General features: G+C 58.0%; 24 protein-coding genes. 8 read left to right on the forward strand and 16 right to left on the reverse strand.

The features are described from left to right. The first annotated feature begins 22 nt into the window (after positions 1-22). From BMZ67_RS16235 to BMZ67_RS16245, 3 genes are read left to right on the forward strand one after another with little or no spacing between them, the layout of a single operon-like run. A complete protein-coding gene (locus BMZ67_RS16235) occupies positions 23-802 on the forward strand; it encodes a (Fe-S)-binding protein (RefSeq protein WP_092025645.1) in 780 nt (259 codons plus the stop codon). Beyond that, complete coding sequence (locus tag BMZ67_RS16240; protein WP_092025648.1) at positions 799-2,247, forward strand: LutB/LldF family L-lactate oxidation iron-sulfur protein; 1,449 nt, start codon at positions 799-801, stop codon at positions 2,245-2,247. The genes BMZ67_RS16235 and BMZ67_RS16240 overlap by 4 nt, the downstream gene beginning before the upstream one ends. Further along, positions 2,244-2,918 carry a LutC/YkgG family protein gene (locus BMZ67_RS16245; RefSeq protein WP_092025650.1) on the forward strand — a complete coding sequence of 225 codons (675 nt, stop codon included), beginning with the start codon at positions 2,244-2,246 and terminating at the stop codon, positions 2,916-2,918. The genes BMZ67_RS16240 and BMZ67_RS16245 overlap by 4 nt, the downstream gene beginning before the upstream one ends. Here BMZ67_RS16245 and gloA read toward each other — a convergent pair. The 3 genes from gloA to BMZ67_RS16260 form a co-directional block, all read right to left on the reverse strand. Continuing rightward, a complete protein-coding gene (gene gloA / locus BMZ67_RS16250) occupies positions 2,907-3,461 on the reverse strand; it encodes a lactoylglutathione lyase (RefSeq protein ID WP_092025653.1) in 555 nt (184 codons plus the stop codon). The two genes, BMZ67_RS16245 and gloA, sit on opposite strands and share 12 nt — an antisense overlap. Positions 3,462-3,571: 110 nt before the next feature. Then, on the reverse strand, positions 3,572-4,270 hold the full coding sequence (locus BMZ67_RS16255; protein WP_092025656.1) for a DUF3592 domain-containing protein: 699 nt from the start codon (positions 4,268-4,270) through the stop codon (positions 3,572-3,574). Between the two features lie 19 nt (positions 4,271-4,289). Further along, complete coding sequence (locus BMZ67_RS16260; RefSeq protein ID WP_092025659.1) at positions 4,290-4,643, reverse strand: DUF805 domain-containing protein; 354 nt, start codon at positions 4,641-4,643, stop codon at positions 4,290-4,292. 193 nt (positions 4,644-4,836) lie between these two features. Here BMZ67_RS16260 and BMZ67_RS16265 point away from each other — a divergent pair, with 193 nt between their 5' ends. Further along, positions 4,837-5,790 (forward strand): formylglycine-generating enzyme family protein, encoded by a 954-nt coding sequence (locus BMZ67_RS16265; RefSeq protein WP_245750019.1) that lies wholly within the window; start codon positions 4,837-4,839, stop codon positions 5,788-5,790. On the opposite strand, the gene BMZ67_RS16270 is transcribed toward BMZ67_RS16265, so the two are convergent. From BMZ67_RS16270 to BMZ67_RS16285, 4 genes are all read right to left on the reverse strand, one after another. Then, complete coding sequence (locus tag BMZ67_RS16270; protein WP_092025666.1) at positions 5,787-8,294, reverse strand: LysM peptidoglycan-binding domain-containing protein; 2,508 nt, start codon at positions 8,292-8,294, stop codon at positions 5,787-5,789. The two genes, BMZ67_RS16265 and BMZ67_RS16270, sit on opposite strands and share 4 nt — an antisense overlap. Beyond that, positions 8,281-9,147: a DUF4123 domain-containing protein gene (locus tag BMZ67_RS16275; RefSeq protein ID WP_175481954.1), complete on the reverse strand. Its 867-nt coding sequence runs from the start codon at positions 9,145-9,147 to the stop codon at positions 8,281-8,283. Before BMZ67_RS16275 ends, BMZ67_RS16270 begins: the two co-directional genes overlap by 14 nt. Then, complete coding sequence (locus BMZ67_RS16280; protein WP_092025672.1) at positions 9,116-11,254, reverse strand: type VI secretion system Vgr family protein; 2,139 nt, start codon at positions 11,252-11,254, stop codon at positions 9,116-9,118. The genes BMZ67_RS16275 and BMZ67_RS16280 overlap by 32 nt, the downstream gene beginning before the upstream one ends. 173 nt (positions 11,255-11,427) lie before the next feature. Then, complete coding sequence (locus BMZ67_RS16285; RefSeq protein WP_092025675.1) at positions 11,428-12,564, reverse strand: alkane 1-monooxygenase; 1,137 nt, start codon at positions 12,562-12,564, stop codon at positions 11,428-11,430. Positions 12,565-12,863: 299 nt separating this feature from the next. Here BMZ67_RS16285 and BMZ67_RS16290 point away from each other — a divergent pair, with 299 nt between their 5' ends. From BMZ67_RS16290 to BMZ67_RS16300, 3 genes are all read left to right on the forward strand, one after another. Continuing rightward, a complete protein-coding gene (locus BMZ67_RS16290; protein ID WP_092025679.1) occupies positions 12,864-13,556 on the forward strand; it encodes a GntR family transcriptional regulator in 693 nt (230 codons plus the stop codon). 164 nt (positions 13,557-13,720) lie between these two features. Then, positions 13,721-14,803, forward strand: coding sequence for a DUF6160 family protein (locus tag BMZ67_RS16295; RefSeq protein WP_139214391.1), 1,083 nt, complete (start codon positions 13,721-13,723; stop codon positions 14,801-14,803). An 81-nt stretch (positions 14,804-14,884) separates the two neighbouring features. After that, positions 14,885-15,829 (forward strand): YbgA family protein, encoded by a 945-nt coding sequence (locus BMZ67_RS16300; protein ID WP_092025686.1) that lies wholly within the window; start codon positions 14,885-14,887, stop codon positions 15,827-15,829. A 46-nt stretch (positions 15,830-15,875) separates the two neighbouring features. Here the strand turns inward: BMZ67_RS16300 and trhO are convergent, their stop codons facing one another. The 9 genes from trhO to tkt form a co-directional block, all read right to left on the reverse strand. Continuing rightward, positions 15,876-16,883: an oxygen-dependent tRNA uridine(34) hydroxylase TrhO gene (trhO, locus tag BMZ67_RS16305; protein ID WP_092025689.1), complete on the reverse strand. Its 1,008-nt coding sequence runs from the start codon at positions 16,881-16,883 to the stop codon at positions 15,876-15,878. A 141-nt stretch (positions 16,884-17,024) separates the two neighbouring features. Continuing rightward, positions 17,025-17,582 carry a porin family protein gene (locus tag BMZ67_RS16310; RefSeq protein WP_092025691.1) on the reverse strand — a complete coding sequence of 186 codons (558 nt, stop codon included), beginning with the start codon at positions 17,580-17,582 and terminating at the stop codon, positions 17,025-17,027. A 140-nt stretch (positions 17,583-17,722) separates the two neighbouring features. Beyond that, positions 17,723-18,454 (reverse strand): DsbA family protein, encoded by a 732-nt coding sequence (locus tag BMZ67_RS16315; protein ID WP_092025694.1) that lies wholly within the window; start codon positions 18,452-18,454, stop codon positions 17,723-17,725. A gap of 89 nt (positions 18,455-18,543) precedes the next feature. Next, positions 18,544-18,885, reverse strand: a complete 342-nt coding sequence (locus BMZ67_RS16320; protein WP_092025696.1) for a chaperone modulator CbpM — start codon at positions 18,883-18,885, stop codon at positions 18,544-18,546. Between the two features lie 13 nt (positions 18,886-18,898). After that, a complete protein-coding gene (locus BMZ67_RS16325) occupies positions 18,899-19,852 on the reverse strand; it encodes a DnaJ C-terminal domain-containing protein (protein WP_092025698.1) in 954 nt (317 codons plus the stop codon). A gap of 169 nt (positions 19,853-20,021) precedes the next feature. Then, positions 20,022-21,086, reverse strand: a complete 1,065-nt coding sequence (gene fba, locus BMZ67_RS16330) for a class II fructose-bisphosphate aldolase (RefSeq protein WP_092025702.1) — start codon at positions 21,084-21,086, stop codon at positions 20,022-20,024. Between the two features lie 42 nt (positions 21,087-21,128). Then, on the reverse strand, positions 21,129-22,289 hold the full coding sequence (locus BMZ67_RS16335) for a phosphoglycerate kinase (RefSeq protein ID WP_092025705.1): 1,161 nt from the start codon (positions 22,287-22,289) through the stop codon (positions 21,129-21,131). Between the two features lie 35 nt (positions 22,290-22,324). Then, positions 22,325-23,353, reverse strand: coding sequence for a type I glyceraldehyde-3-phosphate dehydrogenase (gap, locus tag BMZ67_RS16340; RefSeq protein WP_092025708.1), 1,029 nt, complete (start codon positions 23,351-23,353; stop codon positions 22,325-22,327). Continuing rightward, on the reverse strand, positions 23,353-25,353 hold the full coding sequence (tkt, locus tag BMZ67_RS16345; RefSeq protein ID WP_092025711.1) for a transketolase: 2,001 nt from the start codon (positions 25,351-25,353) through the stop codon (positions 23,353-23,355). The genes gap and tkt overlap by 1 nt, the downstream gene beginning before the upstream one ends. Positions 25,354-25,564: 211 nt before the next feature. Here tkt and BMZ67_RS16350 point away from each other — a divergent pair, with 211 nt between their 5' ends. Then, on the forward strand, positions 25,565-26,569 hold the full coding sequence (locus tag BMZ67_RS16350; protein ID WP_425434254.1) for a metalloregulator ArsR/SmtB family transcription factor: 1,005 nt from the start codon (positions 25,565-25,567) through the stop codon (positions 26,567-26,569). Positions 26,570-26,676 lie beyond the last annotated feature (107 nt).

Genomic DNA, 26,676 nt, shown 5'->3' on the forward strand with positions numbered 1-26,676 from the left:
GATTTGTCAGCGGGAGCATCGTATGGCTGGCCCGACCCGGATTTACCCGTCCAAACCCGCCAAGGTGTATTTGTTTGGCACCTGCCTGGTTGACCTGCTCTACCCGGAAGCCGGGCTGGCAGGCATCCAGTTGCTGGAACGCGAAGGCATTGAGGTGCTGTTCCCCCAGGCCCAGACCTGCTGTGGCCAGCCCGCCTACACCTCCGGCTACCATGACGAAGCCCGGGCGGTTGCCGCTGCCCAGCTGGACCTGTTCCCAGAGGATTGGCCCATAGTAGTGCCGTCCGGCTCCTGCGGGGGCATGATGCGTACCCACTACCCGGCGCTGTTCAAAGACACGCCATTGCAGGCCCGCGCCAACGACGTGGCCGAGCGGGTCTGGGAGCTAACCGACTTCCTGCTCAATGTCTGCCGCATCCAGCTGTACGACCTGGGCGAACCCGCCACCGTGGCCATGCATACCTCCTGTTCCGCCCGCCGGGAAATGGGGGTGGCGGCCGTCGGTCCAGCCCTGCTGGGCCAGTTGAAGAACGTCACCGTCAAGGAACAGGCACGGGCCGAAGAGTGTTGCGGCTTTGGGGGCACCTTTGCGGTCCGCCACCCGGAAATCTCCGGCGCCATGGTCAACGAAAAGGTAGCAGCCCTGGTCGATACCGGCGCCCGCCAGTTCGTGACGACCGATTGCGGCTGCCTGATGAACATTGCCGGTCATGCCGAGAAATCCCTGCAACCCCTGAGCGGCCAGCATATCCTCAGCTTCCTGTGGGAACGAACCGGTGGTAAGGGGGGCACGTCAGCATGAGCCAGTCACCCCATCAGATTGATGTACGGGAGTTCCACCCCAGGGCCCAGGCCGCCATCAACAACCCCCAGATCCGCCGAAACTTCCGCAAGGCCATGGACGGGTTGATCAGCAAGCGCAAGCTGGCGTTTGAAGAGTGGGACCTGGAGTCGCTACGAACCCTGGGGGCCAATGTCCGCCTGAAGGCGCTCTCCCGGTTACCGGAGCTGCTGGTGCAACTGGAACAGCAACTGGTCGCCAACGGTATCCAGGTGCACTGGGCCAACGATGGCGACGAGGCCTGCCACATCGTGCAGGCGATCTGTGCCCGCCGGCAGGCCAAACGGGTAATCAAGGGCAAGTCCATGGTGTCTGAGGAAATGGAACTCAACCATTACCTGGAACAGCATGGCATCGAAGCCCTGGAGTCCGACCTGGGGGAATACATCGTTCAGCTTGCCGAGGAGACGCCGTCCCACATCATCATGCCGGCGATCCACAAGAATACCGATGAAATCTCCGAGCTGATGCACGATAAAACCGGCACCGAACGCTCCCACGATGTCGAATACCTGACCGCCAGCGCCCGTCAGCAGTTGCGTGAAAAATTCATGAAGGCCGATGTGGGGGTTTCCGGTGTCAATTTTGCGGTCGCGGAAACCGGCACCCTGTGCCTGGTGGAAAATGAGGGCAATGGCCGGCTGACCACCACGGTGCCCTCCTGCCACATTGCCGTGACCGGCATCGAAAAGGTGGTGGCCAACCTGGAGGACGTTGCCCCGCTGCTGGCCCTGCTGACCCGCTCGGCAACCGGGCAGCACATCACCACCTACTTCAACATGATTTCCTCCCCACGCCGCCCCGACGAACTGGACGGGCCGGAGGAGGTTCATCTGGTTCTCGTCGATAACGGTCGCGCCACGGTGTATCAGGACGACGAATTGCTGGACACCCTGCGCTGCATTCGCTGCGGCGCCTGCATGAATCACTGCCCGGTCTACGCCCGTGTTGGCGGCCACGCCTACGGCACCACCTACCCTGGCCCCATCGGCAAGATCCTCATGCCACACCTGCTGGGGCTTGAGGAAACCCGGCATTTGCCAACCGCGTCCAGCCTCTGCGGAGCCTGCGGTGAAGTCTGTCCGGTGCGAATCCCTATCCCGGACCTGCTGGTTCGGCTACGGCAGGAGTCGGTGGACGGCGACCACCTGCACCCGGCCCGGGTTCGCGGCCACGGCAGCAAGCGAAGCAAACTGGAGGCCATGGCCTGGAGAGGCTGGCGCTGGATGCATACGTCCGGCAACCGCTACCGTCTGGGTACCCGTCTGGCGACGCGGCTACGTGCCCTGCAACCTCGCCAGCTTGGTGCCTGGACACGTTACCGTTCGGCACCGCGACTGGCGCGACGGAGTCTTCACGAACTGGTCAGGGAACACCAAAACCAACAGGGAGGCCCCCAGTCATGAGCGCCCGGGAACAGATACTGCAACGGCTGAGACAGCGCCAGGGCCAGCCCCTTCAGGCACCGCCTTGCGATTTTTCGGTGATGGAACACCGTGACTGGAGCCCTGAGGAAAAGCTCGAACGGTTTGAGCGGACCCTGGAGTCGGTGCACGGTGAGGTTCACCGGGTAAACCGGGCGCAGTGGATGGATCGGCTGGCCGACGTGTTGAGCACCCGCGGCGCGCGTAACTTGCTGGCATCGACCTCCCACTGGATTGGCCAGGCCTTGCGCGATGCCCAGCGGGAGGACCTGCCGCCCTTACTGACCTACGATCGCCCCATTGAGGGCTGGAAGCCGGAGTTGTTCAACTCGGTGGATGCCAGCATCACCTCAACCCGTGGCGGTATCGCCGAAACAGGCTCGCTGATCCTGTGGCCGACCACCGACGAACCCCGGTTGATGAGTCTGGTGCCGCCCGTTCATATCGCAGTGCTGGACGCCCGCGAGCTGTACCCCACGTTTCTGGACGCCATGCGGGCACAGCACTGGGCAGCGGGGATGCCAACCAATGCCTTGCTGATTTCGGGCCCGTCCAAGACCGCCGATATCGAGCAGACCCTGGCCTATGGCGTCCACGGCCCGAAGGAGTTGATCGTGCTGGTGATTGAGGACGAACCGGACTCAAGCCCCTGAGTTTTGGCCCTGGGTTTCCAGCATGTTTGGCTGCAGCACTTCAATCCAGTAGCCGTCCGGGTCCTTGATAAACGCCAGGCCTTTCATCTTGCCGTCATCCGGGCGCTTCACGAAGTCCACGTCCAGCTCTTCAAACCGTTGCGCCGCAGCATACACGTCCGGTACCGCGATTCCGATATGGCCAAAGCCCTGGGGCTGGTCGTTACCATTGTGATAACGGAACTCCGGATCGTCTTCCGAACCCCAGTTGTGGGTCAACTCCAGCATCGCCTCACGGCCGAAGGTGAAGGTGGTCCGCTTGGCATCATCAGCGGGCACTTTCGATGCCTGTTGTTCATCCAGGTAGGCCAGGAAGTACAGGGAGAATTTCATCTCTGGGAAATCAAGCTTACGAACCAGGCTCATGCCCAACACCCGGGTATAGAAATCCAGGCTGACCGCCGGATCCTTGATCCGCAGCATGGTCTGGTTGAACACATATCCTTCGGTTTCCGGAACCGGGGTATCGAACAACCCCGGAGCTTCCTCAAAATGCCTGGGCATGGCGGGCTCCACTGTCAGATTCAGATGAGCCCTGACAGTGCCGCCTGACCGGCGGGTTTGCAAGGGGATCTAGTGGCTATTCCCTATCTTCGCTCGCCACGCCCCAGGCCTCACGCCAGCTTGGGCAGAAACGACGTGTCCATCCAGTACTTTTTCGGGTTGCTCTCATCAATCAGCACCGGCACGGTGTCGCTGGTGATGTAGTCCGAGGGGTCAAACCACAGGTTGTCGCTGACAAAACGGTGAATGTCCCCCGTCTCCGGGTGCTGCCATTGGGAGACGATGCGGTAGGGATTACGCCCATTCACCTCAAACCCGGTGTTTCGTTCAACGCTCTGGAATGCCGTCAGGATGCGAACTCCATTCTTCTGCAGGAAAGCCTTACCACGCTGGTGGAGCAGCCCGTATGCCGTCATGCCGAAACCAACGAGACCAAACACCAGGCCCAGCCCACCAACGATGGTTGCCGCCCCCCACAATGAGAAGAAACCATTGATCCGTGCTGCTTCCGGCTCCCCGGCCTCATACAACACCTCGACCCGCTCACCACGAGTGTAGGAAGGCGGGTTGGATCCTGTATTGGACTTGAACTCAACCTGCCTGCCGCTGGCATCCCGGAAGACCACCACCGGGTAATAGGTGGTCGAGTCACTGGACCGGGACAGGACCAGATCAACCACCTGCCCTTGGGCAGACACCGCACGTGTCAGAAAGTCCGTGGTGTTGTTGTACAACAACGAAGCCCCCACCAGCATGGCAATACCGATGACAGAGAATACGTATTTGATGATTGAGATTTTTCGATTCATGAGAAACTGCTAATCCAGATTATGCGGCAGTGTGTTTGGGGCTAGGGCCGTACTGGTTGGCTTCCCGATCACCTTCAAGACACAAAAAGACCAACAGGACGATAGGGCCCACCGCCGGTACAAAGGAGACAAAGAACCACCAGCCAGAGCGGCCAATATCGTGGAGGCGGCGAACCATGACCGACATGCAGGGCACCAGCATAACGAGGGCGTACGACATATAGAGGATAAAATACAGCTGTAGCTGGAAGTCCACGATCACCAGCCCCGTGGCAATCACTGAATGAATCAGTATAAACAGCCAGTATTCCTTGCGACGCGCCCTGCCAGAAAACACCGCATAGTTTTTCAAAACGTTCAGATACCATTCCATGGTTTTTTCCTTCCTTTCAATCCATTGAAAAAGCCCGCCGTGCATGGTTTGCGGGCGAAAGGATTATACTCATTCGAGCGTCCTGTTTGTTGATCCAGTCGTGATTGGGGTATTCCCCTGAAACTGAAGTGGGGCACACCAACTTGAGCAGCGATTTTCCCCAATGACGCCAGCTGGTAGAATGCGTGGGAACATGGATCGTTCCCAACCTTTGCACGGAGCACGCATGCGTTACGCGATACCACTGATTGCTGCAGGCCTGATGGCTGGCTGTTCCCCCATTGCCAGCGAAACTCTCAGTAACACCGACATTGAAGCCATTATGGATCGGGTTGAGAACAATCACCCGGACCTACCTTCCTCCCAGAAAAAGGCAGTCACTGAATTGGTGGTCCGCGCGATAGATACCATGGTATTTGTCGAAGGAGGCACCTTCATGATGGGGGAGTTTGGTGTGCCTTGTGAGCCAGGTTCAGAAGAGACCTGCCACGCGGACATCTGGCCTGACAATGACGCGCTCCACGAAGTAACGCTGGACGATTTCTACCTCTCGAAATACGAAACCACGCTGGGTGATTTCGATTTATACCGGGCGGTCATGGGCAAAGCCCCCTATGCCCCGGAACTTCGCTCCCGTGAAGACCGACAGCACCTGTTCGAACCAAACTTGCCTGCGTGGACCAAGGAATGGCAGGAAGTTAAGGACTACTGCCTCTGGGTTGGCGAACTGGCGAACAGATCCGTCGACCTGCCAACCGAGGCCCAGTGGGAGTATGCCGCCCGCAATCGGGGAGAAAACGTTCTGTTTGCTACGAACAATGGGCAATGGGTTAGAGGCGTCAATTCTCCTGGCGACGACGGAATTATGAAAACGGTCCCGGTTGACAGCTACCCACCGAACCCGCTCGGCATTCACCATCTCACATCAAACAGTGCTGAATGGATCAACGACTGGTATTCAGATACTTATTATCAGGAAAGTCCTAGCAGTAATCCTCAAGGCCCCGAGACTGGCGAGACCAAAGTCATCAGATCTGGAGGATTTCGCACATCAGATAGCGCAAGTACCACCATACTTAGAGATAACATCCCGCCAACTGAAAGCTCGTATCTAATGGACCAAGGCTTCAGGTGTGCCCAGCACTAAGCCCAGGCACTGTTGTTGGGATCACGGAGCATTGCCAGTCGGTGCCGCAATCGCTCAGACTTTTGCTGCAGGGGTACCGGCACCCAAGCCAAATTAAGTGACCTCTTGGTGGGCTTTATTGCCAGATCCGATGTAATCCATTGATGAAATTGGGAGAGCTGGCTATCTGAAACACCATCATCAAGAATGGCGGCCATCATTCTTAGGCTACTCATTGGGTCAACCTTTGTACCATCTGTTGACATATGTTCGAGAGACTCAAAGAACTGACGCCAGGTTTTGATCTGCGAAACAATGATTAACAGGGCTTTTTCCTGGTCCTCTTCCCAGCTCTCAATAAACGTTTCACAGAGTGTCGACATCATCATGCCCAGCGTCTCTGGCGGAAGGCGATGGTACGGCAGTCCATTGAAGTGAAGGTCATCAAGTTTTGCGCTTTGCTTAGCCTCTCTTATGATTCTGGCAGCAAGCAATTCAGCTGCGTCTTTACGACTTGCCCGCGCCGACCACACTTCGTTAAAACTCCGAATTGGGCTACTCAGAAGTTCAGCTATGTCCTGGGCCTGATCCGTTATTCCTAAATACAGAGCCCGCGTCCACTGTGTAAAAAGTTCATCATCAATATTGGAGATAAAGTGATAGTCGGCCTCAGCTAATACTTCGAAGACCGTCTTTGCCAAGTTCCAGACTTTGTCAGCTCCTATTTCGCTACCAAAAGCGCCGCTTGCTCCAGGCCCAAACACGAGGCGCCCCTTACAGGCCAGAACCACCTTCCCTCTTACAACCTGGAGCCGAAAATCAAACCCCGCCCCAACTCCCAGCGCCAACGTCCCACCCGCAGAAATCTTGAACAGATCCTGCCAGTTAGCGTTCGTTTTGAACTGCTCATCCGGGTGTACCCAACTGAACTTTCCACCAACTGCACCGCCAACTTCCGCCCCGGCGAAGGCATTGCCTGACACCGCAAGACCGGCACCAGGGCTTGCTTCAACTTTCTTTTTGTCCGACAGCAAAAACGAAGCTGCGCCAGTGGACAACCTGACATTGGCCTCCCCACTTACACGACCGCCCACAAAGCAGTTCAGAGTAATGTCGCCTGAGAAACGGAAAGCGCCAAAGGCCATGTCGGTCAGTTCGCCATTACGGTTGCGGTAGGTAAAGCGACAATCCCAACCCGCTTCGTCTGGCACAAAAACTTCAGCGAGTTTCGCTTCAGCCTCCAACAGCGCCATGGAGGCACTGGCTTTGGTACCAATATCAATTTCGCCGGTACTGAGGTCGAACGCGTTGACGCCCGCGCTGGCCTGCATAGCAAAACGCATTAAGTGTGCCTCAGCGCTGACTTGGAAGTTGTTCTCGGTTGGGCTTTCGTCATCGCCACCAGAATTCCAGGTCAGCTTGGAATGCTCCTCTCCCAGCAGGTAGTGTTCATCGCTGGATTCATAGAACTTCACTTCAATATTGCCAATCGGGCTCTTGGCAGCATCTGCAGCAATACCCTCCCGAATTTGTCCGATCAGCGCCCTGGCGGTGCCAGACGGGTCACTCAACATGTTGGATATGGCACGGGTTTTACGGACATAACGGACGGAGGCATAGGCTGTTACCAGCCGCTGGTAGGCTTCACGACGAATGTAGTACCAGCGTCCCGGGCGACTGAAAACCATCACCTCCACGACGCCGGTTTCCCGATGGGAACTTCGCGCAGCTCCAAAGCCGCGCTCTATGCTGTTGCCATGAGAGGTCAGGAAATTTTCAGAAGCAACGCCATTGCCTTTTACGCCACTGGATGCGGTGCCCTCACCAAGCGAAGCGACCAGATCCCGGCGCTCTTGGCGCAGCATTTCCAGGCGTCGCTGTTTGGCAGTGGTCAGGATGTCTTCACGCATTTCTGCCGAATCATTCACCGCTGACCACAGGTAGTCCGAGTCAAAATCGTTGTACCACTCGATCTGTTCGTCAATGGCGGCGATCTCGGAACTGATGCGGGATGCTTTGTTCGCGTCCTCATCGTCGTTCTCGTCCGGTGCCGGGTCGATCACCCCCATTTCTGAAGCCTTTTGCATCCATTGACGCTTGGGGCCAGGCTCGCCCGCCTGAGGGTTTTCGGCTGCATTTTGCGCCTGGCTGAACTCCGCCATTAGCGCATCAATTGCGGCAATCTCCCGGTAAAGGTCATCCGCGGCCTCTTCCGGTAACGCCACACACCATTCATCATCGCCAGCCCCAGTTACGTGAATGACTTCGGCATATTCATCCGAGCATTCGGTGCAGGAGGCCTGGCCACTGGATTCGTCGCCGGTTGAACGGGGAGGCGGCAATGGTTGCGCATCGTTCGCGGCCTCTGCGACATCCGTTGCCGGAATCTTCAGTTCCCAGCCTACCTGGATGTAATCAATATCGGTGATCTGCGGGTTTACGCTCTGAAGTTCGTCTACCGTTGTCTGGTACCGATCGGCAATGGCAGACAGGGTGTCTCCCGCCTGAACTTTATGCGTTTGCATGTGACTTCTCCGGCGTGCTTTCCATAGCAGTTAATCGTTCCGTGAGGGCAAGGTCATCGCGGGATAAGGTGGACCGAAAAGGTTCAAGACGCGGAAAATCAGCGCCGTGTTGAATCGCCAGTCGCAGCCAGCGTTCCATATGTCCGGTCTTCTGAAAACCTGCCTCCCTTGCTGATTGGAGACAGTTGAATACCCAGTGTTTGGGGGATTCAACCGAGGTCAGTGCTTTTGCATAGTGGTCGGCGTAACCACACGCCTCCCCAGCCACCCAGTAAACCTCGGCCTCCCGGAGCTCCTGCTGTGTCACCAACATTCGCTCACTCTCCCAACTTCCGCAGTGCCCATCCTCTATGGCAACAGTTCCGCGCCAGCCATGGCCATCGTGCCAATACCAACGACACCCCGGGACCAACAAGGCCTGGCGTTTCTGTTCAACCAGGGCACTCAATAAGGGAGCAATCATTCTTGGTTCATAGAACCTAAGTAGATGGCCGGCTCCGGCTTGGCTGCCGCACAGCCTGGCCGCGAGGTTTTGCCGAAGCGTTTCCACGGTTAGCTCGGATTCAAACACCACACCCAACGAAGCTGACTCGAGTTGCGACAATAATTGCCGGCGGAAATCTGCGGCGCTCCGAAGGTCGACCAAAACCGGCCCATTTTCCCAGGCATCCTGCCATTCAGTCCCCTCGAACAGACTCCACCACTGAAGTCGCTCATGACTCATTGCGGAGTAGATCTGCTCTAGCAGATTGTCCGAGGCCGCCAGCTCTAAAATGGCGTAATCATATGTTTCAGGTGCTGAGGCTCTCGGGGCAACGCATTCAAGCGTGGTTATGTAATGTGCAGCGTCCATGTTCATCAAACTCACAAGCGGTGACCGTCAATGCCCCTTCCCGGGCGGCTTGTTTCAACAGCGGGGCATGCTGTGTCTGAGCTGACACCACGGCATACCGTGACTCTTCGGAAGCAACCGGCCGCTGAGATGCCTGCGCCAGCTGCGCCGAGGCATTGTTCGGCTGCCCCTGATCCGAAAGGACGCCTGGCTGTTTGGGCACCTGCGCGGATACACCACTTCCACTGCCCGGAGCCCCCCCAGAGTTCATCTTCACCATCGGCCCGGACACGGTGACACCGCTGGGATCGACTTTGACGAAGCTACCACCGGCTTTGAGGGTAACTTCGGCACCTGCTTCGATGACGATTTTCATCCCCGCCTTATGGTGAATCTCGTTGCCGGCCTCAATCAGCTGGGACGTTCCCTGGCGGCTGTGGTGGCTGCCGTTGACGGTAAGGCTGTAATCGCCACCAACTTTGAGGCGCTGCTCACCGTCCACCGTGAGGTGGTCATTGGCTTTGATGTGGCTGATCCGCTCGTTCTCCACCGTCAGGTGGCTGTCGTGTTTGATGACTTCGGTGCGGTCGTTTTCGGTGAGCAGGTCCAGGTCTTTCTGGGCGTGGAGGTAGATCTGTTCCTGGTTGGCTTCGTCTTCAAACCGCAGCTCGTTGCTGCCCTCGCCCTTGTGGGTCTGGGTTTTCAGCACGGTGCGGGTTTTGTGTTCCGGCAGTGCGTAGGGCGGCGTGTTGGTGGCGTGGTAGGTGCGACCGGTGATGATGGGCTGGTCGGGGTCGCCGTCGAGGAAACTGACGATGACTTCGTGGCCAATCCTGGGCAGTGCCATAAAGCCGTACTGGCCACCGGCCCAGCCCTGGCTAACTCGGAGCCAGGCACTTGAGTGTTCGTCGTTGTCTGAATAGCGGTCCCAGGGGAAACGCACCTTGACCCGGCCGTGTTCGTCGCAGTGAATCTCTTCGCCGGCGGGGCCAGTGACGATGGCGATCTGGGGGCCGTCCATCAGCGGCCGGTGGCTGGCCTGTGGCCGCCAGGTGCGATCCGCCGGGATGGCCTGGAATTCGTTGTGGTAGGTGGTGGGCTCGCTCCCACCCTCTTCTTCCAGGGCCTGGGGCTGCTTGCCGGTGTGGACCACGCCAGTGATCAGCCAGTCGCGGTTGAGGCTGTCCTGGCTGTGGCCGGTCAGCGGCAGCTTGGTGCCCGCGGCGACGTCGGGGCGGTTGCTCTTGCCGCTGGCCACGCTGGCGTCGTTGCGCAGGGCCTCCAGTTTGGCCTGGGTGAAGGCGGTGCCGCTGGCATCGGCCTTGAAGCGGCCCGGGTAGTCGTAATGCTGGTAATCGTCGCGCTGGCCATCCAGATTGGTGGCAGCACGTTCGTGCATCAGGGCGTAGGCGGGGTTCTGGAAGGTGTAGTCCTTCATCGCTACCGAGGCGGCGCGAACCCGTTCCCGGTAGTTGAACGCAAAGACCGCCAGTTGCCGGCTGTTACCGCCGGCGGCGGCGTTGTAGGTGACCTCTGGCAGGGTGACGGTGTCGCCGTGATGGTCTGAGATCGTCAGTGGCTGGTTGTCGGCGTCGAGGTCAAACCGGTAGTGCCAGCCCTCTTCCGCTGCGAGGCGCTGGAGGAACGCCAGGTCGCTTTCCCGGTGCTGGACGCAGTATTCCCGTTCTGCGGGGGTGCGCTTGAGGTCGAAGACGGTGTCCGCGATGCCGCGTTCTTCCAGCAGGGTTTTCAGGATGGCATCCGGGGTCTGGGTCTGGAAGATGCGGCTGTTGTGCATCAGTCCTAGCCGCCACAGCGGGGGTTCCACCACCACCTCGTAACGGGTGCGGCGGTGGCCGCTGTCGCCGCGGGCAAATTCGGACACCACGCCGGTGAAGCGGCGGAGTAATTGGCCGTCCTGCCAGATCGCCAGTTCGACCGGTTGTTCCAACACCTCGTTAACTGCAACGGTGGGGTCAAAGCTGGCCAGTTCCAACTTGCCATGGAATAGCTGGGACAGGGCTTCGGTGAATTCAAAGCCAACGACGACAAACAGGTCAGCGGGCAAGCCGCCAATGCGGGCAGTAAACTGCAGCCCCTGAGAGAGGGGGGTGGAGGCATCGGGCATATCTTCAGTCCTTGAAGAAACATCAGTCGATTATTGGCTCATCCTGAGCCTCGACCGATTATAACGCCCATGCGCAGGATTAAAACCTGTACAGGAGAACCCGGTAACACTCCTTACAAATAAAAAGGGGGCACATGCCCCCATAAGATAAGACCAAACCTACCTCTTCAACCTCACACCAACTGGTGCTCTTCACCTTTGTAATAGGCTTCAACCCGAGGGTTCATGACCCGCTTCCACAGTGGCGGGATGCAGGCCAGCACAACCATGGTTGCGTAACCCGCAGGCAACTGGGGCGCGACTTCATGGTGGCGCAGGATCTGGTATCGGCGCTTGGCGTAGGCGTGGTGGTCACTATGGCGCTGCAAGTGGAACAGGAACACATTGGTGAGAAAATAATTGGAGTTCCAGCTGTGCTCCGGCATGGTTCGTTCGTAACGACCGTTGTCCAGCTTGCGACGGTGCAGACCGTAATGCTCCAGGTAATTGACGATCTCAAGCAGGGTAAAGGCAATAAAGCTCTGCCCCAGGAAAAACGCCGCGCCCAACCAGCCAAACGCCACCGTGAAACCAACCAGAACCATGGCAGAAATGCCGTACCACCAGATCAGCTCGTTATGCCAGCTCACCACGTTCTGCCCTTTGCCCTTCAAGCGCTTGGCTTCAAGCTTCCAGGCATTGAGGAAGTTACGGAGATAGGCCTGGGGAAGGAAGTTGTAGAGGGATTGGTTATAGCGGGACGACGACGCATCTTCTGGCGTGGACACGTGCACGTGATGCCCCCGGAGGTGTTCTACTTTGAAGCCGGCGTAGCACACCAATGACAACAGGAAGCCACCCGCCCAGGTTTCAAGCTTGTCGTCCTTGTGAACCAGCTCGTGGGCCACATTGATGCCCAGGCCGCCCACAATACCAATCGACAGGACCCAGCCGACAATACCCAATGTACTGAATGCCCCTCCGGCGGCAACCGTCGCACTCCAGACCAGCAATACGGCGAACAGGACGACCCACCCCAACGTTAGGGCGCGGTAGAAGCGCTCCTGGATCATGGACGGTACTTCTTCGTCCTCGTTCGGGTTGAGTTCGTCTTTACCCAGCAGCAAATCCAGCACCGGGATAAGCCCGAACACAACCACGGGTGTGCCCCAGGCAAACAGGTTCACCATGTCCAGAGATTGCCCGGCCAGCAGCAACAACGGCGGTATGGCCAGCGGCAGCATGGAAATCAGGTAGCTGTATTTCTTGAGTTTCAATAGCAGCCGTCGGCGTGCCGTGTCTGTGGAAAGGGTCTTGCTCTGGGTTGTCATAGTTTTCGCTCCGGCCCATTCGATGTCTTGGTGTCATATCCGACCAGGCAATCGCCCTAGGTCGGACCAGCGCCACATTTGATGGCGACACCTGCATTATTGTCCTACAATTTAACAATAGTCAAATGAGCAAGAACTCGCCAGTGGAACATGGCCCTGAAAGACAAATCAGCGCCAACGGACGAATTGAGCTCTTGGGGGCTGTGCTAAACTGCCCGCATCAGGGAGGCCGTTGAATGGTTCCGGCACTTCCTGCCACAGACCGGATTCAGGATGCCTGAGGAACAGATGTAACCGTTATGGAATTCCAGCCACCCAACACCCTTGCTGAACAGATAGCCAATTACCTCGCCCAGCAGATCATGACGGGGACGGTCCAGCCTGGGGAGCGCATCCACGAAGCCAGGGTGGCAGCAACCCTGAAAGTCAGCCGGGCGTCGGTCAAAGAGGCCCTGTACATTCTGGAACGGTGGCATCTGGTGGATATCGCCCCAAGAAAAGGCGCGTCGGCCAGCCAGCTCGATGCGGTACATGCCACGGAACTCTATGACGTCTACATGCACCTGCTACAGATGCTTGCCGATCGCCTGATTGACACCTGGACCGAGCCTGGCCTGGAGAAGGTGTTGTCCAACATCCGCCTGGTGAGCCAATGCCTGAACAACCGGGGCAATGTGCTGGCCGTCGTCGAGGCCAGCTTTGCCGTCATGGATGCCTGTTGCGAGCTGGTGGGCAACCCCTACCTCACCGAGGCGCTGACCAATTTCAAGCCGGCGGTCAGCCGCACCTATTACCTGAGTTCAGAGCGCTACCAACAGGATCTGGAGCGGACAGCGACGTTTTTCCAGGGTTTGACGGCAGCCGTACTGAGCCGGGATAAAGCCCTGGCCGCCGATCACATCAAGCGCTTTGGAGACCATCAGAAGCAATTGATTGTAGAGGCCTTGTCGATCCAAACCCCGACAGCACCCCACCCCAAATCACCCGCCTGACCCGGTGTCAGGGTCTGTGATATCGCTCACAGACCCTGATCACAAATCACCCTATCGTAACAACATGTAACAAAACCCGATGTAAGCTGCGTCGATTAAGTGGTTCCCTGCAGCCAGGAATAACGAAGAACGAAAACAACAAGGACAAAAGGACCGGGGACATCATGTCATTCAAGGCTTCGTGGGGAACGAGACTTCCCTTCTCTTTGCTCGCACTGTCGGTCGCATCGTTTCCTGTCTGTGCCATTGAATCCATCAGTGACAGGGAACTGGCAGGTATCACGGGCCAATCTGGCATTGTCGTCGAACTGGATGCCGGGGTAGATGCCGGCGGTGGTGCAGGCGCGCAGGCGGCTAATGGCGGAACCAGCGGGATCACCATCGAAATGGCGGCAACCATCGACATCGGCCAGATCCGCTACGTCGATGACGCCCCGTTGGACATCAACAATTTCCACCTGTCCGGCCACAACGGCACGATGTTGGATAACATGAAGCTCACCATCGATGTTGCCGGCGATGGTGAGATACTGGACTACGGATTTTCGGAGCTGGCCCGCCGAGGCGCCGACGGAATACTCGACCCAGCCAACCCCGATGTCGCCTACGCGATGGGCACCTACTCGGTCGGTGGCCAATATGGCAAACAGTTCAACGATGGCGACCTGGTGATGCACCTGAGCCCGGTCACCAGCGGCGACCCCAGTAACGTCAACGACTACCTCAATGCCATCGACTTCGAGCTGGGCATTGACAGCATCGTCACCGGAGGAAACCCGGCCAGCACTACCCTGTTCTCAGACATATTCCTGACCGGCTACCTTGGCCCCACAGACATTGTGGTTCGCAATGATGGCACCAGCTACACCCGCCCCAACGGAGATGTGGTTCAGGGCTCTGAACTGCAGATCAGCAGCCATTTCCGGATTGATGACGGCTCCTTAAACTGGGACGTGGCCGACGTTATCCTGATCTTCAACCTGGCCGCGGTTGGGATTGAAGGACTCCAGGTCCATAACCGCCGGGGCAACGATACCCTGGGGCATTTCGGCATGGCCAACCTGGCTGCCAGCATTTCCGCAGGCACCAGCGCCACGTCCGGCATGCAGGGGATGTCGATCCACGACGTCGAGTTCCGTGCGGACATCGACATGCCCACCTTCCGCATTGGTAACCAAAGCATTGGTGGCGTCTACTTCACCGACTTCGTTATTTCCGACACCACCATGCTGGTCTATGGCCACTGAGCGTTGAGAGACCACGGATTCACAGCCCGTCCCCATTCGGTTTAGACTTGAGGGTCAAGGAAACCACAAGGGGATGAGCGTGTGAGCGGTATACCTGTCGGCATCAGTACCTGCCTGCTGGGCCAGGAAGTCCGTCATGACGGCGGTCATAAACATTCCAGGTTTTGCACCCAGATCCTGGCCAAACACTTCGACTTCCGCCCGGTCTGCCCGGAAATGGCGGCAGGACTGGGCGTCCCCCGCCCTGCCATCCATATCCGTGACATTGATGGCGAACTCCGGCTGATAGAAACCAAGAGCACCCACGACCATACGGAAGCCATGGAGCACGTCATCAAGGCGGTGATTCCTACCCTGGGTGATCTTCGTGGTTACATCCTCATGGCCAAATCTCCCAGCTGTGGCATGGAGCGCATCAAGGTTCACAATGCCGAAGGCCAGGTCGTTCATCGCGACGGCCGAGGCCTGTTTGCCGCTGCGCTGATGCAGGCGCACCCACTGATGCCGGTCGAGGAAGAGGGGCGGCTCCATGACGATGGCCTGCGGGAGAACTTTATCGAGCGGGTATTCGCGTACGACGACTGGCTGCTGAACGTCGCCTCGGACCTCACAGCCAAGGCCCTGATCGAGTTCCACACCCGTCATAAGTTCCAGCTTCTGGCCCATAACGAACCGCTGTATCGCCAATTGGGGCCACTGCTGTCGAATCTGAAGGATCAGTCGCTGGAAGCTGTCGCCCAGCGTTACATTGAGGGGTTCATGGCCGCAATGACCTGCAAGGTGAGCCGCGGAGCTCATGTCAATGCGATGCAACACCTGATGGGATATCTGAGGGAGGCCATCGGCGATGCCGACCGCCAGGTACTGCTGGAACAAATCGAGGCATACCGACGCGGCGAGCTGCCTTTAATCGTGCCGATGACTCTGCTGCGGATGGCCCAGCGGAGAGAACCGGTGGACTATGTGGAGTTGCAACACTACCTCAGCCCTTATCCGGACGAGCTGGGACTGCGAAACCGGGTCTAGGCAGCCCCGGCACTGACACTTCGGGGCTACCCAGCGAGCCAGGCCATCAGGCCTGGCTTTGTTCTCCGGCAACGCTCTTGGCGGCCTGACGGGCACGCTCAGCTTTCTTGCGGGCTTTGCGCTCGGCAATTACCCGGGCGGCGTCTCCGCCCACGTGACTTTCCCCGCGCTGCTCCGCCAACCGCATCTGGCGCTCACGCTCGGCAAAACGGGCCTTCTGCGCCTCACTCAGGCTGCCGATACACTGATGGCAGCTCACGCCCTGCTCATATTCCGGACGCAGTTTGTCTTCCTCGGTAACCGGCCGGCGGCAGGCATGGCACTGATCAAAAGCGCCCCGCTCCAACTGGTGATTCACCGTTACCCGGTCATCAAAAACGAAGCACTCACCCTGCCAGAGGGAGTTTTCAGCGGGAACCTCTTCCAGGTACTTGAGAATGCCGCCCTTGAGGTGGAACACCTCGTCAAACCCCTGCTCTTTGAGGTAAGCCGTAGACTTTTCACACCGAATACCGCCGGTGCAGAACATCGCCACCTTCTTATGCTTGGCCGGATCCAGGTTCTGCTTGACGTAGTCCGGGAACTCGCGAAAGGTGTCAGTTGCAGGGTTAACGGCGTTCTTGAACGTGCCAATCTCGACTTCGTATTGGTTACGAGTGTCCACCAACAGCACGTCCGGGTCTGAAATCAGGTCGTTCCAGTCTTTCGGCTCAACGTAAGTACCCACCACCCGCTTCGGGTCGATGCCCTCAACGCCCATGGTGACAATCTCGTTCTTGAGCTTCACCTTGGTCCGCTTGAACGGCTGGATATCAACAAACGACTCTTTGTAGTCCACGCCCTCAAAGCGCTCGTCGCTATTAATCCACGCCTTGACCGCATCAATGCCGTCACGACTGCCAGCGATGGTGCCATTGATGCCCTCACGAGCCAGCAACAAGGTGCCACACACCCCTTGCTCAAGCATCAGGTCAAGCAGAGGCTGGCGAAGGTCTTCAAAATTTTCGACAACTGCGAACTTGTACAGCGCGCAGACTACGACGGTATCAGTCATCTCTTTCTCCTGCTGACCGGATCGTAAATCCGGAGCATTAAACCCATTTTAAATAAGCCGTATCGGTGACGGCGGGCGAATTTTAACCGATGCCGCGCCACAAGAAAAACGCCCCGGCGATGCGGGGCGTTATCGACAAACTTAAAATCGGTACATCAGACCCGCTGTAAGGGCACTGATTTCAACTTCACTGTCTTCATACAGAACCAGATACTCAAGGTTAAAGTCCGAACGTTCCGTGATGGAGACATTGGCACCTACCCCATAGGAGACATCGTCATCACTGCCACTGTCGTTAAAAACCGTGGCACCGTAGACGCTGGCGGTAACCTCTGACTTGATGCCGGTGTAGCCCAGAATCACATACGGATACACCGGAGTTTGGTTGGGGATTCCCGCAAGCACATAGCCACCAATGCTACGCTTGGTTTCAACAGTAACCTCTGCCCCATTGCCGCTAATGGAGTCATCCGTTACCCCAAACCCAGCACGACCTTCAATTGCGATGTAATCGTTGAGGCGCCCACCGATCCGAAAAGAAAGGTGACCGTAATTAAAGGTATCTGGCGCCTCATCGATATCAACCGATAACCGAGACAGGTTTACTCCAACATAGCCCTTGGGCGTGCTATCAACTTCCGCGTGCGCACTCATGGCCATCAACGCCGAAACCGACGCAGCGATTACTGCTTTTTTCATGTCTTTTCCCTGTTAGATGTACTTTATTCGGGGTATCCCCGCATCCACGGGCCGGCATGATAGATCATCTGGCTCATTTAATACGAACACATGTCACGATCACGGGAAATATTGCACGAATTAACAGTCCCTCAAAAAGTTTACTCCGAACGGGTCCCAAGCTCCCGTTCGACAACCGCTGACAGCTGTCCCCAGCCTGGACGGCTGAGCTTAACGCTGTCCACTAGCACTGTCGGTGTGCTGGTGACCCGAATGCGCTTGGCGACCTCAACACTGTTCTCGATGACTTCTCGATGAAGTTCGCTCTCCATGCAGCGGCTGAAACGACGTTCTTCAAGCCCCAACTCTCTGGCATAGCGGGCGAAGATCTCGCTGGCAACGCTGGAGTTGCTCCACTCGGTCTGATTGGCAAAGATTCGGTCATGCATTGCCCAGTAACCCTCCTGATCACCGGCACAACGCGCGGCCATAGCTGCGGGCATGGCGTTCTGGTGCTGGCCCAATGGAAGGTCGAAGAAGACAAAACGGACCTTGCCGGACGAAACGTATTCATCCTTGAGCTGGGCACTGGCCTCAGCAAAGCGACCACAGGCCGGGCACTGGAAGTCTGCAAACTCACGAACCACTACAGGGGCATCCGCATCGCCGATGCTGACACCGAACCGGTCCAGCTCCGCAGGGAAAGGTTCAGCATTGGCGGCCGCTACCGGGAGGGATTCTGCCTCGGGCTCCGGGGGCTGGGTTACCCAGAACACACCGGCCACAAGCGCGACCACCAACAGCACCACGGCCACAATCACTCCGGTCTTGCCACCACCCGTCTTCCGGTCTGCCGGCTTGCCGGTCTCATTGCGACGTTTTGCCTCGCCCATATTCACTCCTTACCTGTTATTGACGTGAGACGCTAAGATCCTGCCGTCATTCAAAAAGTTCCCAGAGAGCCTACCAGAAAACCCAGCATTCACCAGTCTCCCATCAATTGTCGTAACTGATGGTTCAATCGCTCTACCTCCCGCCGCAACGACTGAACATCATCCAGCAGGTCCAACGACATCGCCAGCCCCGGTACATTGAGGTCCAGGTCCCGCTGCAGCCGTTGCGCCTTCCGTAACCGGGCCAGGGCCGGCAGGTCAAAACACCACTCTCGGACCTCACCTTCCTCGACAGGTGAAATCACACCGTAATTCACAAGTTTGATGACAAACTCGGCATGAACTTCACCGCGTTCACAGAACTCTCGCAGGGTGAAAGTGGTGTGGGCGTCGATCAGCTCCACATCATAAATGGGTTCACTCTTTGCCATGGTGCCGCTCCCGTTACACGCCCAACTTGCTTCGCGGATTAAAGGCCGGCTCGGCCTCGGCTAACTTCGCATACAACTCTGCCGCCTTTTCACTGTGCTGTTCAGGCATCACGATCTGGAGCACAGCAATCTCGTCACCGGGGTGTTTGCCCGGTAACCCCTTGCCCTTGAGGCGCAGTTTTCGACCACTGGACGACCCCTTGGGCACTTTCACATTGACCCGACCATCCACGGTAGGCACGGTGATTGTGGCGCCCAGCGCCGCTTCCCAGGGCGAAATCGGCACGGTTACGAAGATATCCCGCCCCTCAATGGTGAAATGCGGATGGGGCGCCAGTTCCACTTCAATGAACAGGTCTCCGGCTTCTCCGCCCCCAATCCCGGGTGCCCCCTGGCCTTTCAGGCGAATGTGCTGCCCTTCCCGCATCCCTTGGGGAATCTTCACCTTCAGGGTTTTCTGGCGAGCCCGGACATGGCCATGCTCGTCCATTTCATGGACCGTGAACTGAACTTGCTTTTCACAACCATGAAACGCCTCCTCAAGAAACAGCGACAGGCGGGCATGCACATCTTCCCCTCGCATGCTGGCCTGGTGACGGAAGCCAAACCCGCCCCGTTGGCCACCGCCGCCACCGAATATCGACTCGAAGAAATCGCTGAACCCGCGGGCATCGGCATGGGTATAGCCACCGCCACCAAAATGAGCCGCGCTTTCCCAGCCCGGTGGTGGCTCAAACTGCCCACCCTGAGATCCGTACTGGCGAAGCTGGTCATACTCAGCTCGTTTCTCGGGGTCTTTAAGCACCTCATAGGCCTCCCCGACGTCCTTGAATTTCTCGTCGGCATCCGCTTCCTTGCTGACGTCCGGGTGGTACTTCCGCGCCAGCTTTCGGTAGGCCTTCTTGATCTCTTCCGGCGCAGCGGACTCACTGACGCCGAGGGTAGCGTAATAGTCCTTGAACTCCATGATGCCTCTCGCAACAAAAGTGATGGGTAACTGGAATAACTATTGTTGGCGAGCGGAAATTTACAAGGTGGGGATGATCAGGGTTTAAGCGTATTCAGGAAATGGACTCAATAAAAAAGGGGCAGATATCACATCTGCCCCTCTTCAGGTACGTCCGATCAGAACCGGATCAGTTCACTTTCGGATCCAGCTCACCAGAGGCATAGCGCTCGAACATCGCGTCCAGGCTGACTGGCTTGATCTTGCTGGCGTTGCCGGCACAGCCAAAGGCTTCGTAACGGTCGATACAGATATCGGTCATCGCCTTGACGGAAGCCGCCAGGTATTTGCGCGGGTCGAACTCTGAGGTGTTCTGCGCCAGGAAGCGACGGATGGCACCAGTGCTGGCCAGACGCAGGTCGGTATCGATGTTGACCTTACGCACACCATGCTTGATGCCTTCCACGATTTCCTCAACCGGCACACCGTAGGTTTCCGGGATTTCGCCGCCGAACTCGTTGATCACGGCCAGCCAGTCCTGAGGTACCGAGCTGGAACCATGCATAACCAGGTGGGTACCGGGGATGCGCTGGTGAATGGCCTTGATCTGGTCGATCGCCAGGATGTCCCCTGTCGGCGGACGGGTGAACTTGTAGGCGCCGTGGCTGGTACCGATAGCAATCGCCAGGGCATCCACACCGGTCTTCTTGACGAAGTCGGCCGCTTCTTCCGGGTCGGTCAGCATCTGGCTGTGGTCCAGCTTGCCTTCTGCGCCGATGCCGTCTTCTTCACCGGCCATGCCGGTTTCCAGGGAACCCAGGCAGCCCAGCTCACCTTCAACGGAAACACCACAGGCGTGGGCCATTTCCACGGTACGACGGGTTACGTCCACGTTGTACTCGTAGGAGGTCGGGGTCTTGCCATCTTCCCCCAGGGAGCCGTCCATCATAACGGAGCTGAAGCCCAGCTGGATGGAGCGCTGGCACACGGCCGGGCTGGTGCCGTGATCCTGGTGCATCACCACCGGGATATGGGGAAACTCTTCAATCGCAGCCAGGATCAGGTGGCGCAGGAACGGCGCACCGGCGTACTTGCGGGCACCGGCGGACGCCTGCACGATCACCGGGGAGTCGGTCTTGTCGGCCGCTTCCATGATGGCGCGCATCTGCTCCAGGTTGTTAACGTTGAACGCGGGCACACCGTAGCCATACTCCGCTGCGTGATCCAGCATCTGGCGCAAGGAAATCAGGGCCATGGGTATTCTCCTTAATTAATCTGAATTCGGTTTAAACGTTTCTTACGCGCCGCGTTCTTCGAGTACGGCTACGGCCGGCAGCACTTTACCTTCCACAAATTCCAGGAAGGCTCCGCCCCCGGTGGAAATGTAGGAAATCTTCTCACTCACACCATACTTGTCAACGGCGGCAACGGTGTCGCCGCCACCCGCCAGGGAGAAAGCATCGCTCTGGGCAATCGCATCCGCCAGCGCCTTGGTGCCATTGCCAAACTGATCAAACTCGAACACGCCCACAGGGCCGTTCCACAGGATAGTCTTGGCAGATTTCAGCAATTCGGCGAACTGGGCTGCGGTTTGCGGGCCGACATCCAGAATCATGTCACCATCAGCCACTTCATCGATGGATTTGGTGGTGGCTTCCGCCGTCTCGGCAAACTCGCTGGCAACAACCACGTCGCTCGGCAGCGGGATGTTGACCTTGCTGGCAATGTCCCGGGCCGTGTCCACCAGGTCATGCTCGCACAGGGACTTTCCTACCGGGTGACCGGCCGCGGCCAGGAAGGTGTTGGCGATACCGCCACCCACGATCAACTGGTCACAAATTTCGGACAGAGCGTTGAGCACATCCAGTTTGGTGGATACTTTGGAGCCACCAACGATGGCAACCACCGGCTTGGCGGGTTTATCCAACGCTTTACCCAGGGCATCCAGTTCAGCCGCCAGCAACGGACCGGCACAGGCTTCAGGTGCAAAACGAGCGACACCGTGGGTAGAGGCCTGGGCACGGTGTGCGGTGCCGAACGCATCCATCACGTAGATGTCGCACAACGCGGCGTACTGCTTGGACAGACCCTCGTCGTCTTTCTTCTCGCCCTTGTTGAAACGAACGTTCTCAAACAGCACCACTTCGCCGTCGGCGACCTCAACACCGTCCAGATAGTCTTTCACCAGACGCACGCCCTGGCCCAACAGGCCTGACAGGTGATCGGCCACGGGCTTCATGGAGGAGGCCTCGTCATAGACGCCCTCTTCCGGACGGCCGAGGTGAGACATCAGCATGACCTTGGCGCCAGCATCCCGGGCAGCCAGGATGGTCGGCAGCGATGCACGGATGCGGGCGTCACTGGTCACTTTGCCGTCTTTGACAGGTACGTTCAGGTCTTCCCGGATCAGTACGCGCTTACCGGCGAGATCCAGATCGGTCATTTTTTTGATGGCCATAAGGTCGTCTCTTCAAAAATAATCAGTGTTTACGTTTAATTCAGTTCCAGCCAGCTCCGGCTGACATCCAGCATCCGGTTGGCAAAGCCCCATTCGTTGTCAAACCAGCACAGCACCTTGACCATGCGACCACCGGTTACCCGGGTCTGGCCGCCATCGACCACACCAGAGTGGGCGTCATGGTTGAAATCGGAACTGGCGAGCAATTCATCGGTATAGCCGAGAATGCCGTTAAGCGCACCGCCGGCGACCTGCTTCAACAGGGCATTCACCTGCTCTACCGAGGTTTCCTGGCGTACATTCAGTGTCATGTCTATGGCCGACACATTGGTTGTCGGCACCCGCATCGCCACTGCACTGAAACGGTCCTTCATCCGGGGCAAGAGTCGTTCGATCCCCTTAGCAAGACCTGTGTCCACCGGCACGATGTTCTGCAAGGCACTGCGGGTGCGGCGCAAGTCGTGGTGGTGGTAGGCGTCGATCACCGGCTGATCGTTCATGGCGGCATGGATTGTGGTCGTCACGCCCTGCTCAACCCCAAAGGCCTCGTCCAGCACCTGGATCACTGGCACGATGCAGTTGGTGGTACAGGAGGCGTTGGATACGATTCGATCCGCCGCCATCAGTGAGCGCTCATTCACCCCGAACACCACGGTACGATCGACATCTGCTTCAGCAGGCTGGGAAAACAACAGCCGCTTGGCACCCGCCGCCAGGTGTTGTTCCGCCGTGGCCCGGTCGGAAAATGCTCCGGAGCACTCCAGCACCAGATCAACATCCAGCTCGGCCCAAGGCAGTTCTGACGGATCCTGGCAACTCACCACATTAATACGGTCGCCGTTCACCAGCAGCTGGCTCCCCTCAACCACCACTTCGCCACGGAAACGACCGTGGGTGGAGTCGTACTTGGTCAGGTGGGCAATGGTGTCGATATCCGACAGCTCATTGATCGCGACCACCCGAAGGTGGTCACGAAAGCCGTTCTCGTACAGAGCCCTGAGGACACACTGTCCGATACGGCCATAGCCGTTAATGGCAACGCGAAAAGGCGCCGGGGCGGACATCAGGCTTCCAGCAGCTCCTGTGCGACGGCCAGTATGTTTTCAACGGTGAAGCCGAACTCCTTGAACAGCTCACCGGCAGGGGCGGACTCGCCGAACGTGGTCATACCCACAACCCGGCCATCCAGGCCCACGTACTTGTACCAGTAGTCTTCGATCGCCGCTTCGATGGCAATACGGTTGGTCACTTCCAGCGGCAGCACCTGCTGTTTGTACTCTGCACCCTGGGCTTCGAACACATCCGTAGACGGCATGGAAACCACACGAACCTTGTTACCCTGCTCGCGAAGCGCGGTGGCCGCGTCCTGGGCCAGGCCCACTTCGGAGCCGGTCGCGATCAGGATCAGGTCAGGTGTGCCTTCGCTGTCAGACAGGATGTAGCCACCCTTGGCCACGTTTGCCAGTTGCTCGGCGCTACGGGCCTGGTGCGGCAGGTTCTGACGGGAGAAAATCATCGCCGTCGGGCCGTCCTTGCGCTCCAGCGCAGACTTCCAGGCCACCGCGGACTCAACCGCATCGGCCGGACGCCAGGTGCTCATGTTCGGGGTGGTGCGCAGGCTCGCCAGCTGCTCGATGGGCTGGTGGGTCGGGCCATCTTCACCCAGGCCGATGGAGTCGTGGGTGTAGACATGGATGGCACGTTGTTTCATGAGTGCCGCCATACGGACCGCGTTACGGGCGTATTCCATAAAGATCAGGAAGGTTGCGCCGTAAGGTACAAAACCGCCGTGCAGCGCGATACCGTTCATGATCGCCGACATCCCGAACTCACGGACACCGTAGAAAATGTAGTTACCGGAGGCATCGTCACGGGTCAGGCCTTTACAGTCGCTCCACAACGTCAGGTTGGAGCCGGCCAGGTCGGCTGAGCCACCCATCAGCTCCGGCAACAGCGGGCCGTAGGCATTGAGGCAGTTCTGGGAGGCTTTGCGGCTAGCGATGGTTTCGCCTTTGTCCTGGAGCTCTTGAATGTACGCCTGTGCCTTCTCTGCAAAGTCCGCTGGCAGGTCTCCCGCTACCCGACGCTTGAACTCAGCGGCCAGCTCCGGCTCAGCCTGCTGGTAGGCAGCGAATGCCTCGTCCCAGCTTTGCTCAGCAGCAGCGCCTTTATCACGGGCATTCCAACCCGCGTAGACGTCTTCAGGGATCTCAAACGGCCCGTGGTTCCAACCCAGGTTCTCACGGGACAGGGCAATCTCGTCATCACCCAGGGGCGCGCCGTGACAGCTCTCGGTGCCTTGCTTGTTCGGTGAACCGAAACCGATGATGGTCTTGCAGCAGATCAGTGTCGGCTGGTCGGTGTTGGCACGCGCCTGCTCAATGGCGTTACGCACCGCTTCGGCGTCATGGCCATCGACCGCCGGGATCACCTGCCAGCCATAGGCTTTGAAGCGCTCAGGGGTGTTGTCGGTGAACCAGCCCTCAACCTCACCATCAATGGAGATGCCGTTATCGTCATAGAAGAACACCAGCTTGCCCAGACCCAGGGTGCCGGCCAGGGAGCAGACTTCGTGGGAGATGCCTTCCATCAGGCAGCCGTCGCCCAGGAAGGCGTAGGTGTAATGATCAACGATGTTGTGGCCGGGACGGTTGAACTGAGCCGCCAGGGCTTTCTCGGCAATCGCGAAACCAACGGCATTGGCAATACCCTGACCCAGCGGGCCGGTGGTGGTCTCAACGCCCGGGGTATAGCCATACTCAGGATGGCCCGGGGTTTTGGAGTGAAGCTGACGGAAGTTTTTCAGGTCATCAATGGAGACATCGTAACCAGTCAGGTGCAACAGTGAGTACACCAGCATGGAGCCATGACCGTTGGACATTACAAAGCGGTCGCGGTTGGCCCACTCCGGGTTAGCCGGGTTGTGGCTCAGGTACTCATTCCACAGCACCTCTGCGATATCCGCCATACCCATGGGCGCACCCGGGTGGCCGGACTTGGCTTTTTGCACCGCATCCATGCTCAGCGCGCGAATGGCGTTGGCTAGATCTTTGCGAGATGGCATTGTCGGTTCTCCACTGACTTAGACGTAAGAAAAGGGTCGGATCAAAAAATAGGCGCGTATTTTCGCCGATTAGTAGGCGTCGGGGCAAATCGGATAGTCAAAAGTCTTTGCTGTGGATTTCCGAGAGTCCGCCTGGCCACAAGAGATCTATATCAAAATATTTTGATATGACTATTGATTGACCACTTTTTACCTTCTAAACTCCCTTCCCATGACTAGCATGACCACCCCAAACCAGCCCGAAACCGTCAACGTAGACGCCCTTGCCCCTATCTATAAGGCAAGCGGGGATCCGCTGCGCCTGGAAATCCTGCGGGTACTTCGGCGCGATACCTTCGGGGTGCTTGAGCTGAGCCAGCTGTTTGATATGCGCCAGTCCGGCATGAGCCATCACCTGAAGGTCATGACCAAGGCTGGCTTGCTGGAACCGCAGCGGGAAGGCAACGCCATCTTCTATCGTCGCCCGCTGCACCTGGACAGCGACAAACTGGTGGACCAGACCGTGCGTCAGGTGTTTGAGATGGTGGACCAGATTCCGCTCCCGCTGCATCTGGAGCAGAAAATCGAGGCCATCCGCACCCAGAGAGCGGACCAGTCCCAGGCGTTTTTCTCACGCCATGCGGAGCAGTTCCGCGAACAACAGGAACTGATTGCCGCGTTCGAGCTCTACGCAGAGCCCACCGCCGAATTGATTCGTCAGAGAGCGGTAAAACACAGCTGGCAAACTGGACTGGAAATTGGACCTGGCGAAGGCGCATTCCTCAAGGTCATGGCAGAGGTCTGCCGCCACGTTGTTGCGCTGGATAACTCCCGCGACATGCTGGCCAAGGCGACCCGTACCTGCATTGAGGAGCGGCTGAACAACATTGACCTGATCGAAGGCGTTACCGACACCTTGCTGGCTCGGGGCGATGCCTTTGACCTGGTGGTTGCCAACATGGTGCTGCATCACGTTCCCAGCCCGGCCGACATTTTTCTGGATGCGGCCGCGCTGATGAACGGCGGAGGTTGCCTGATCATCAGCGACCTGTGCAGCCACGACCAGAATTGGGTAACGGAAAATTGCGGGGATCTGTGGCTTGGCTTCGAACCTGAGGAGCTGACCAGCTGGGCCGAGGACGCGGGCCTCAGCAGTGGAGAGTCGCTCTTTATAGGGCTACGCAACGGCTTCCAGATTCAGGTTCGCGAGTTCTGGAAATCCGCAGGGACCAGTTAACAAACTGAACTTTTTTAAACCATATCAATTTTTTTTGATATACAATCAGCCACCGATAACCCCTTGGATTCCGGTGGCAACGACAACCGGCCGACGCTTAATTGCTC

Source organism: Marinobacter zhejiangensis (genome assembly GCF_900114775.1).
Lineage (GTDB): Bacteria > Pseudomonadota > Gammaproteobacteria > Pseudomonadales > Oleiphilaceae > Marinobacter > Marinobacter zhejiangensis.

Coding starts and splice junctions, on each gene's coding strand:
- BMZ67_RS16235 (WP_092025645.1), top strand. CDS start 23: ATGGCTGGCCCGACCCGGATTTACCCGTCCAAACCCGCCAAGGTGTAT.
- BMZ67_RS16240 (WP_092025648.1), top strand. CDS start 799: ATGAGCCAGTCACCCCATCAGATTGATGTACGGGAGTTCCACCCCAGG.
- BMZ67_RS16245 (WP_092025650.1), top strand. CDS start 2,244: ATGAGCGCCCGGGAACAGATACTGCAACGGCTGAGACAGCGCCAGGGC.
- gloA (WP_092025653.1), bottom strand. CDS start 3,461: ATGCCCAGGCATTTTGAGGAAGCTCCGGGGTTGTTCGATACCCCGGTT.
- BMZ67_RS16255 (WP_092025656.1), bottom strand. CDS start 4,270: ATGAATCGAAAAATCTCAATCATCAAATACGTATTCTCTGTCATCGGT.
- BMZ67_RS16260 (WP_092025659.1), bottom strand. CDS start 4,643: ATGGAATGGTATCTGAACGTTTTGAAAAACTATGCGGTGTTTTCTGGC.
- BMZ67_RS16265 (WP_245750019.1), top strand. CDS start 4,837: ATGGATCGTTCCCAACCTTTGCACGGAGCACGCATGCGTTACGCGATA.
- BMZ67_RS16270 (WP_092025666.1), bottom strand. CDS start 8,294: ATGCAAACGCATAAAGTTCAGGCGGGAGACACCCTGTCTGCCATTGCC.
- BMZ67_RS16275 (WP_175481954.1), bottom strand. CDS start 9,147: ATGGACGCTGCACATTACATAACCACGCTTGAATGCGTTGCCCCGAGA.
- BMZ67_RS16280 (WP_092025672.1), bottom strand. CDS start 11,254: ATGCCCGATGCCTCCACCCCCCTCTCTCAGGGGCTGCAGTTTACTGCC.
- BMZ67_RS16285 (WP_092025675.1), bottom strand. CDS start 12,564: ATGACAACCCAGAGCAAGACCCTTTCCACAGACACGGCACGCCGACGG.
- BMZ67_RS16290 (WP_092025679.1), top strand. CDS start 12,864: ATGGAATTCCAGCCACCCAACACCCTTGCTGAACAGATAGCCAATTAC.
- BMZ67_RS16295 (WP_139214391.1), top strand. CDS start 13,721: ATGTCATTCAAGGCTTCGTGGGGAACGAGACTTCCCTTCTCTTTGCTC.
- trhO (WP_092025689.1), bottom strand. CDS start 16,883: ATGACTGATACCGTCGTAGTCTGCGCGCTGTACAAGTTCGCAGTTGTC.
- BMZ67_RS16310 (WP_092025691.1), bottom strand. CDS start 17,582: ATGAAAAAAGCAGTAATCGCTGCGTCGGTTTCGGCGTTGATGGCCATG.
- BMZ67_RS16315 (WP_092025694.1), bottom strand. CDS start 18,454: ATGGGCGAGGCAAAACGTCGCAATGAGACCGGCAAGCCGGCAGACCGG.
- BMZ67_RS16320 (WP_092025696.1), bottom strand. CDS start 18,885: ATGGCAAAGAGTGAACCCATTTATGATGTGGAGCTGATCGACGCCCAC.
- BMZ67_RS16325 (WP_092025698.1), bottom strand. CDS start 19,852: ATGGAGTTCAAGGACTATTACGCTACCCTCGGCGTCAGTGAGTCCGCT.
- fba (WP_092025702.1), bottom strand. CDS start 21,086: ATGGCCCTGATTTCCTTGCGCCAGATGCTGGATCACGCAGCGGAGTAT.
- BMZ67_RS16335 (WP_092025705.1), bottom strand. CDS start 22,289: ATGGCCATCAAAAAAATGACCGATCTGGATCTCGCCGGTAAGCGCGTA.
- gap (WP_092025708.1), bottom strand. CDS start 23,353: ATGTCCGCCCCGGCGCCTTTTCGCGTTGCCATTAACGGCTATGGCCGT.
- tkt (WP_092025711.1), bottom strand. CDS start 25,353: ATGCCATCTCGCAAAGATCTAGCCAACGCCATTCGCGCGCTGAGCATG.
- BMZ67_RS16350 (WP_425434254.1), top strand. CDS start 25,565: ATGACTAGCATGACCACCCCAAACCAGCCCGAAACCGTCAACGTAGAC.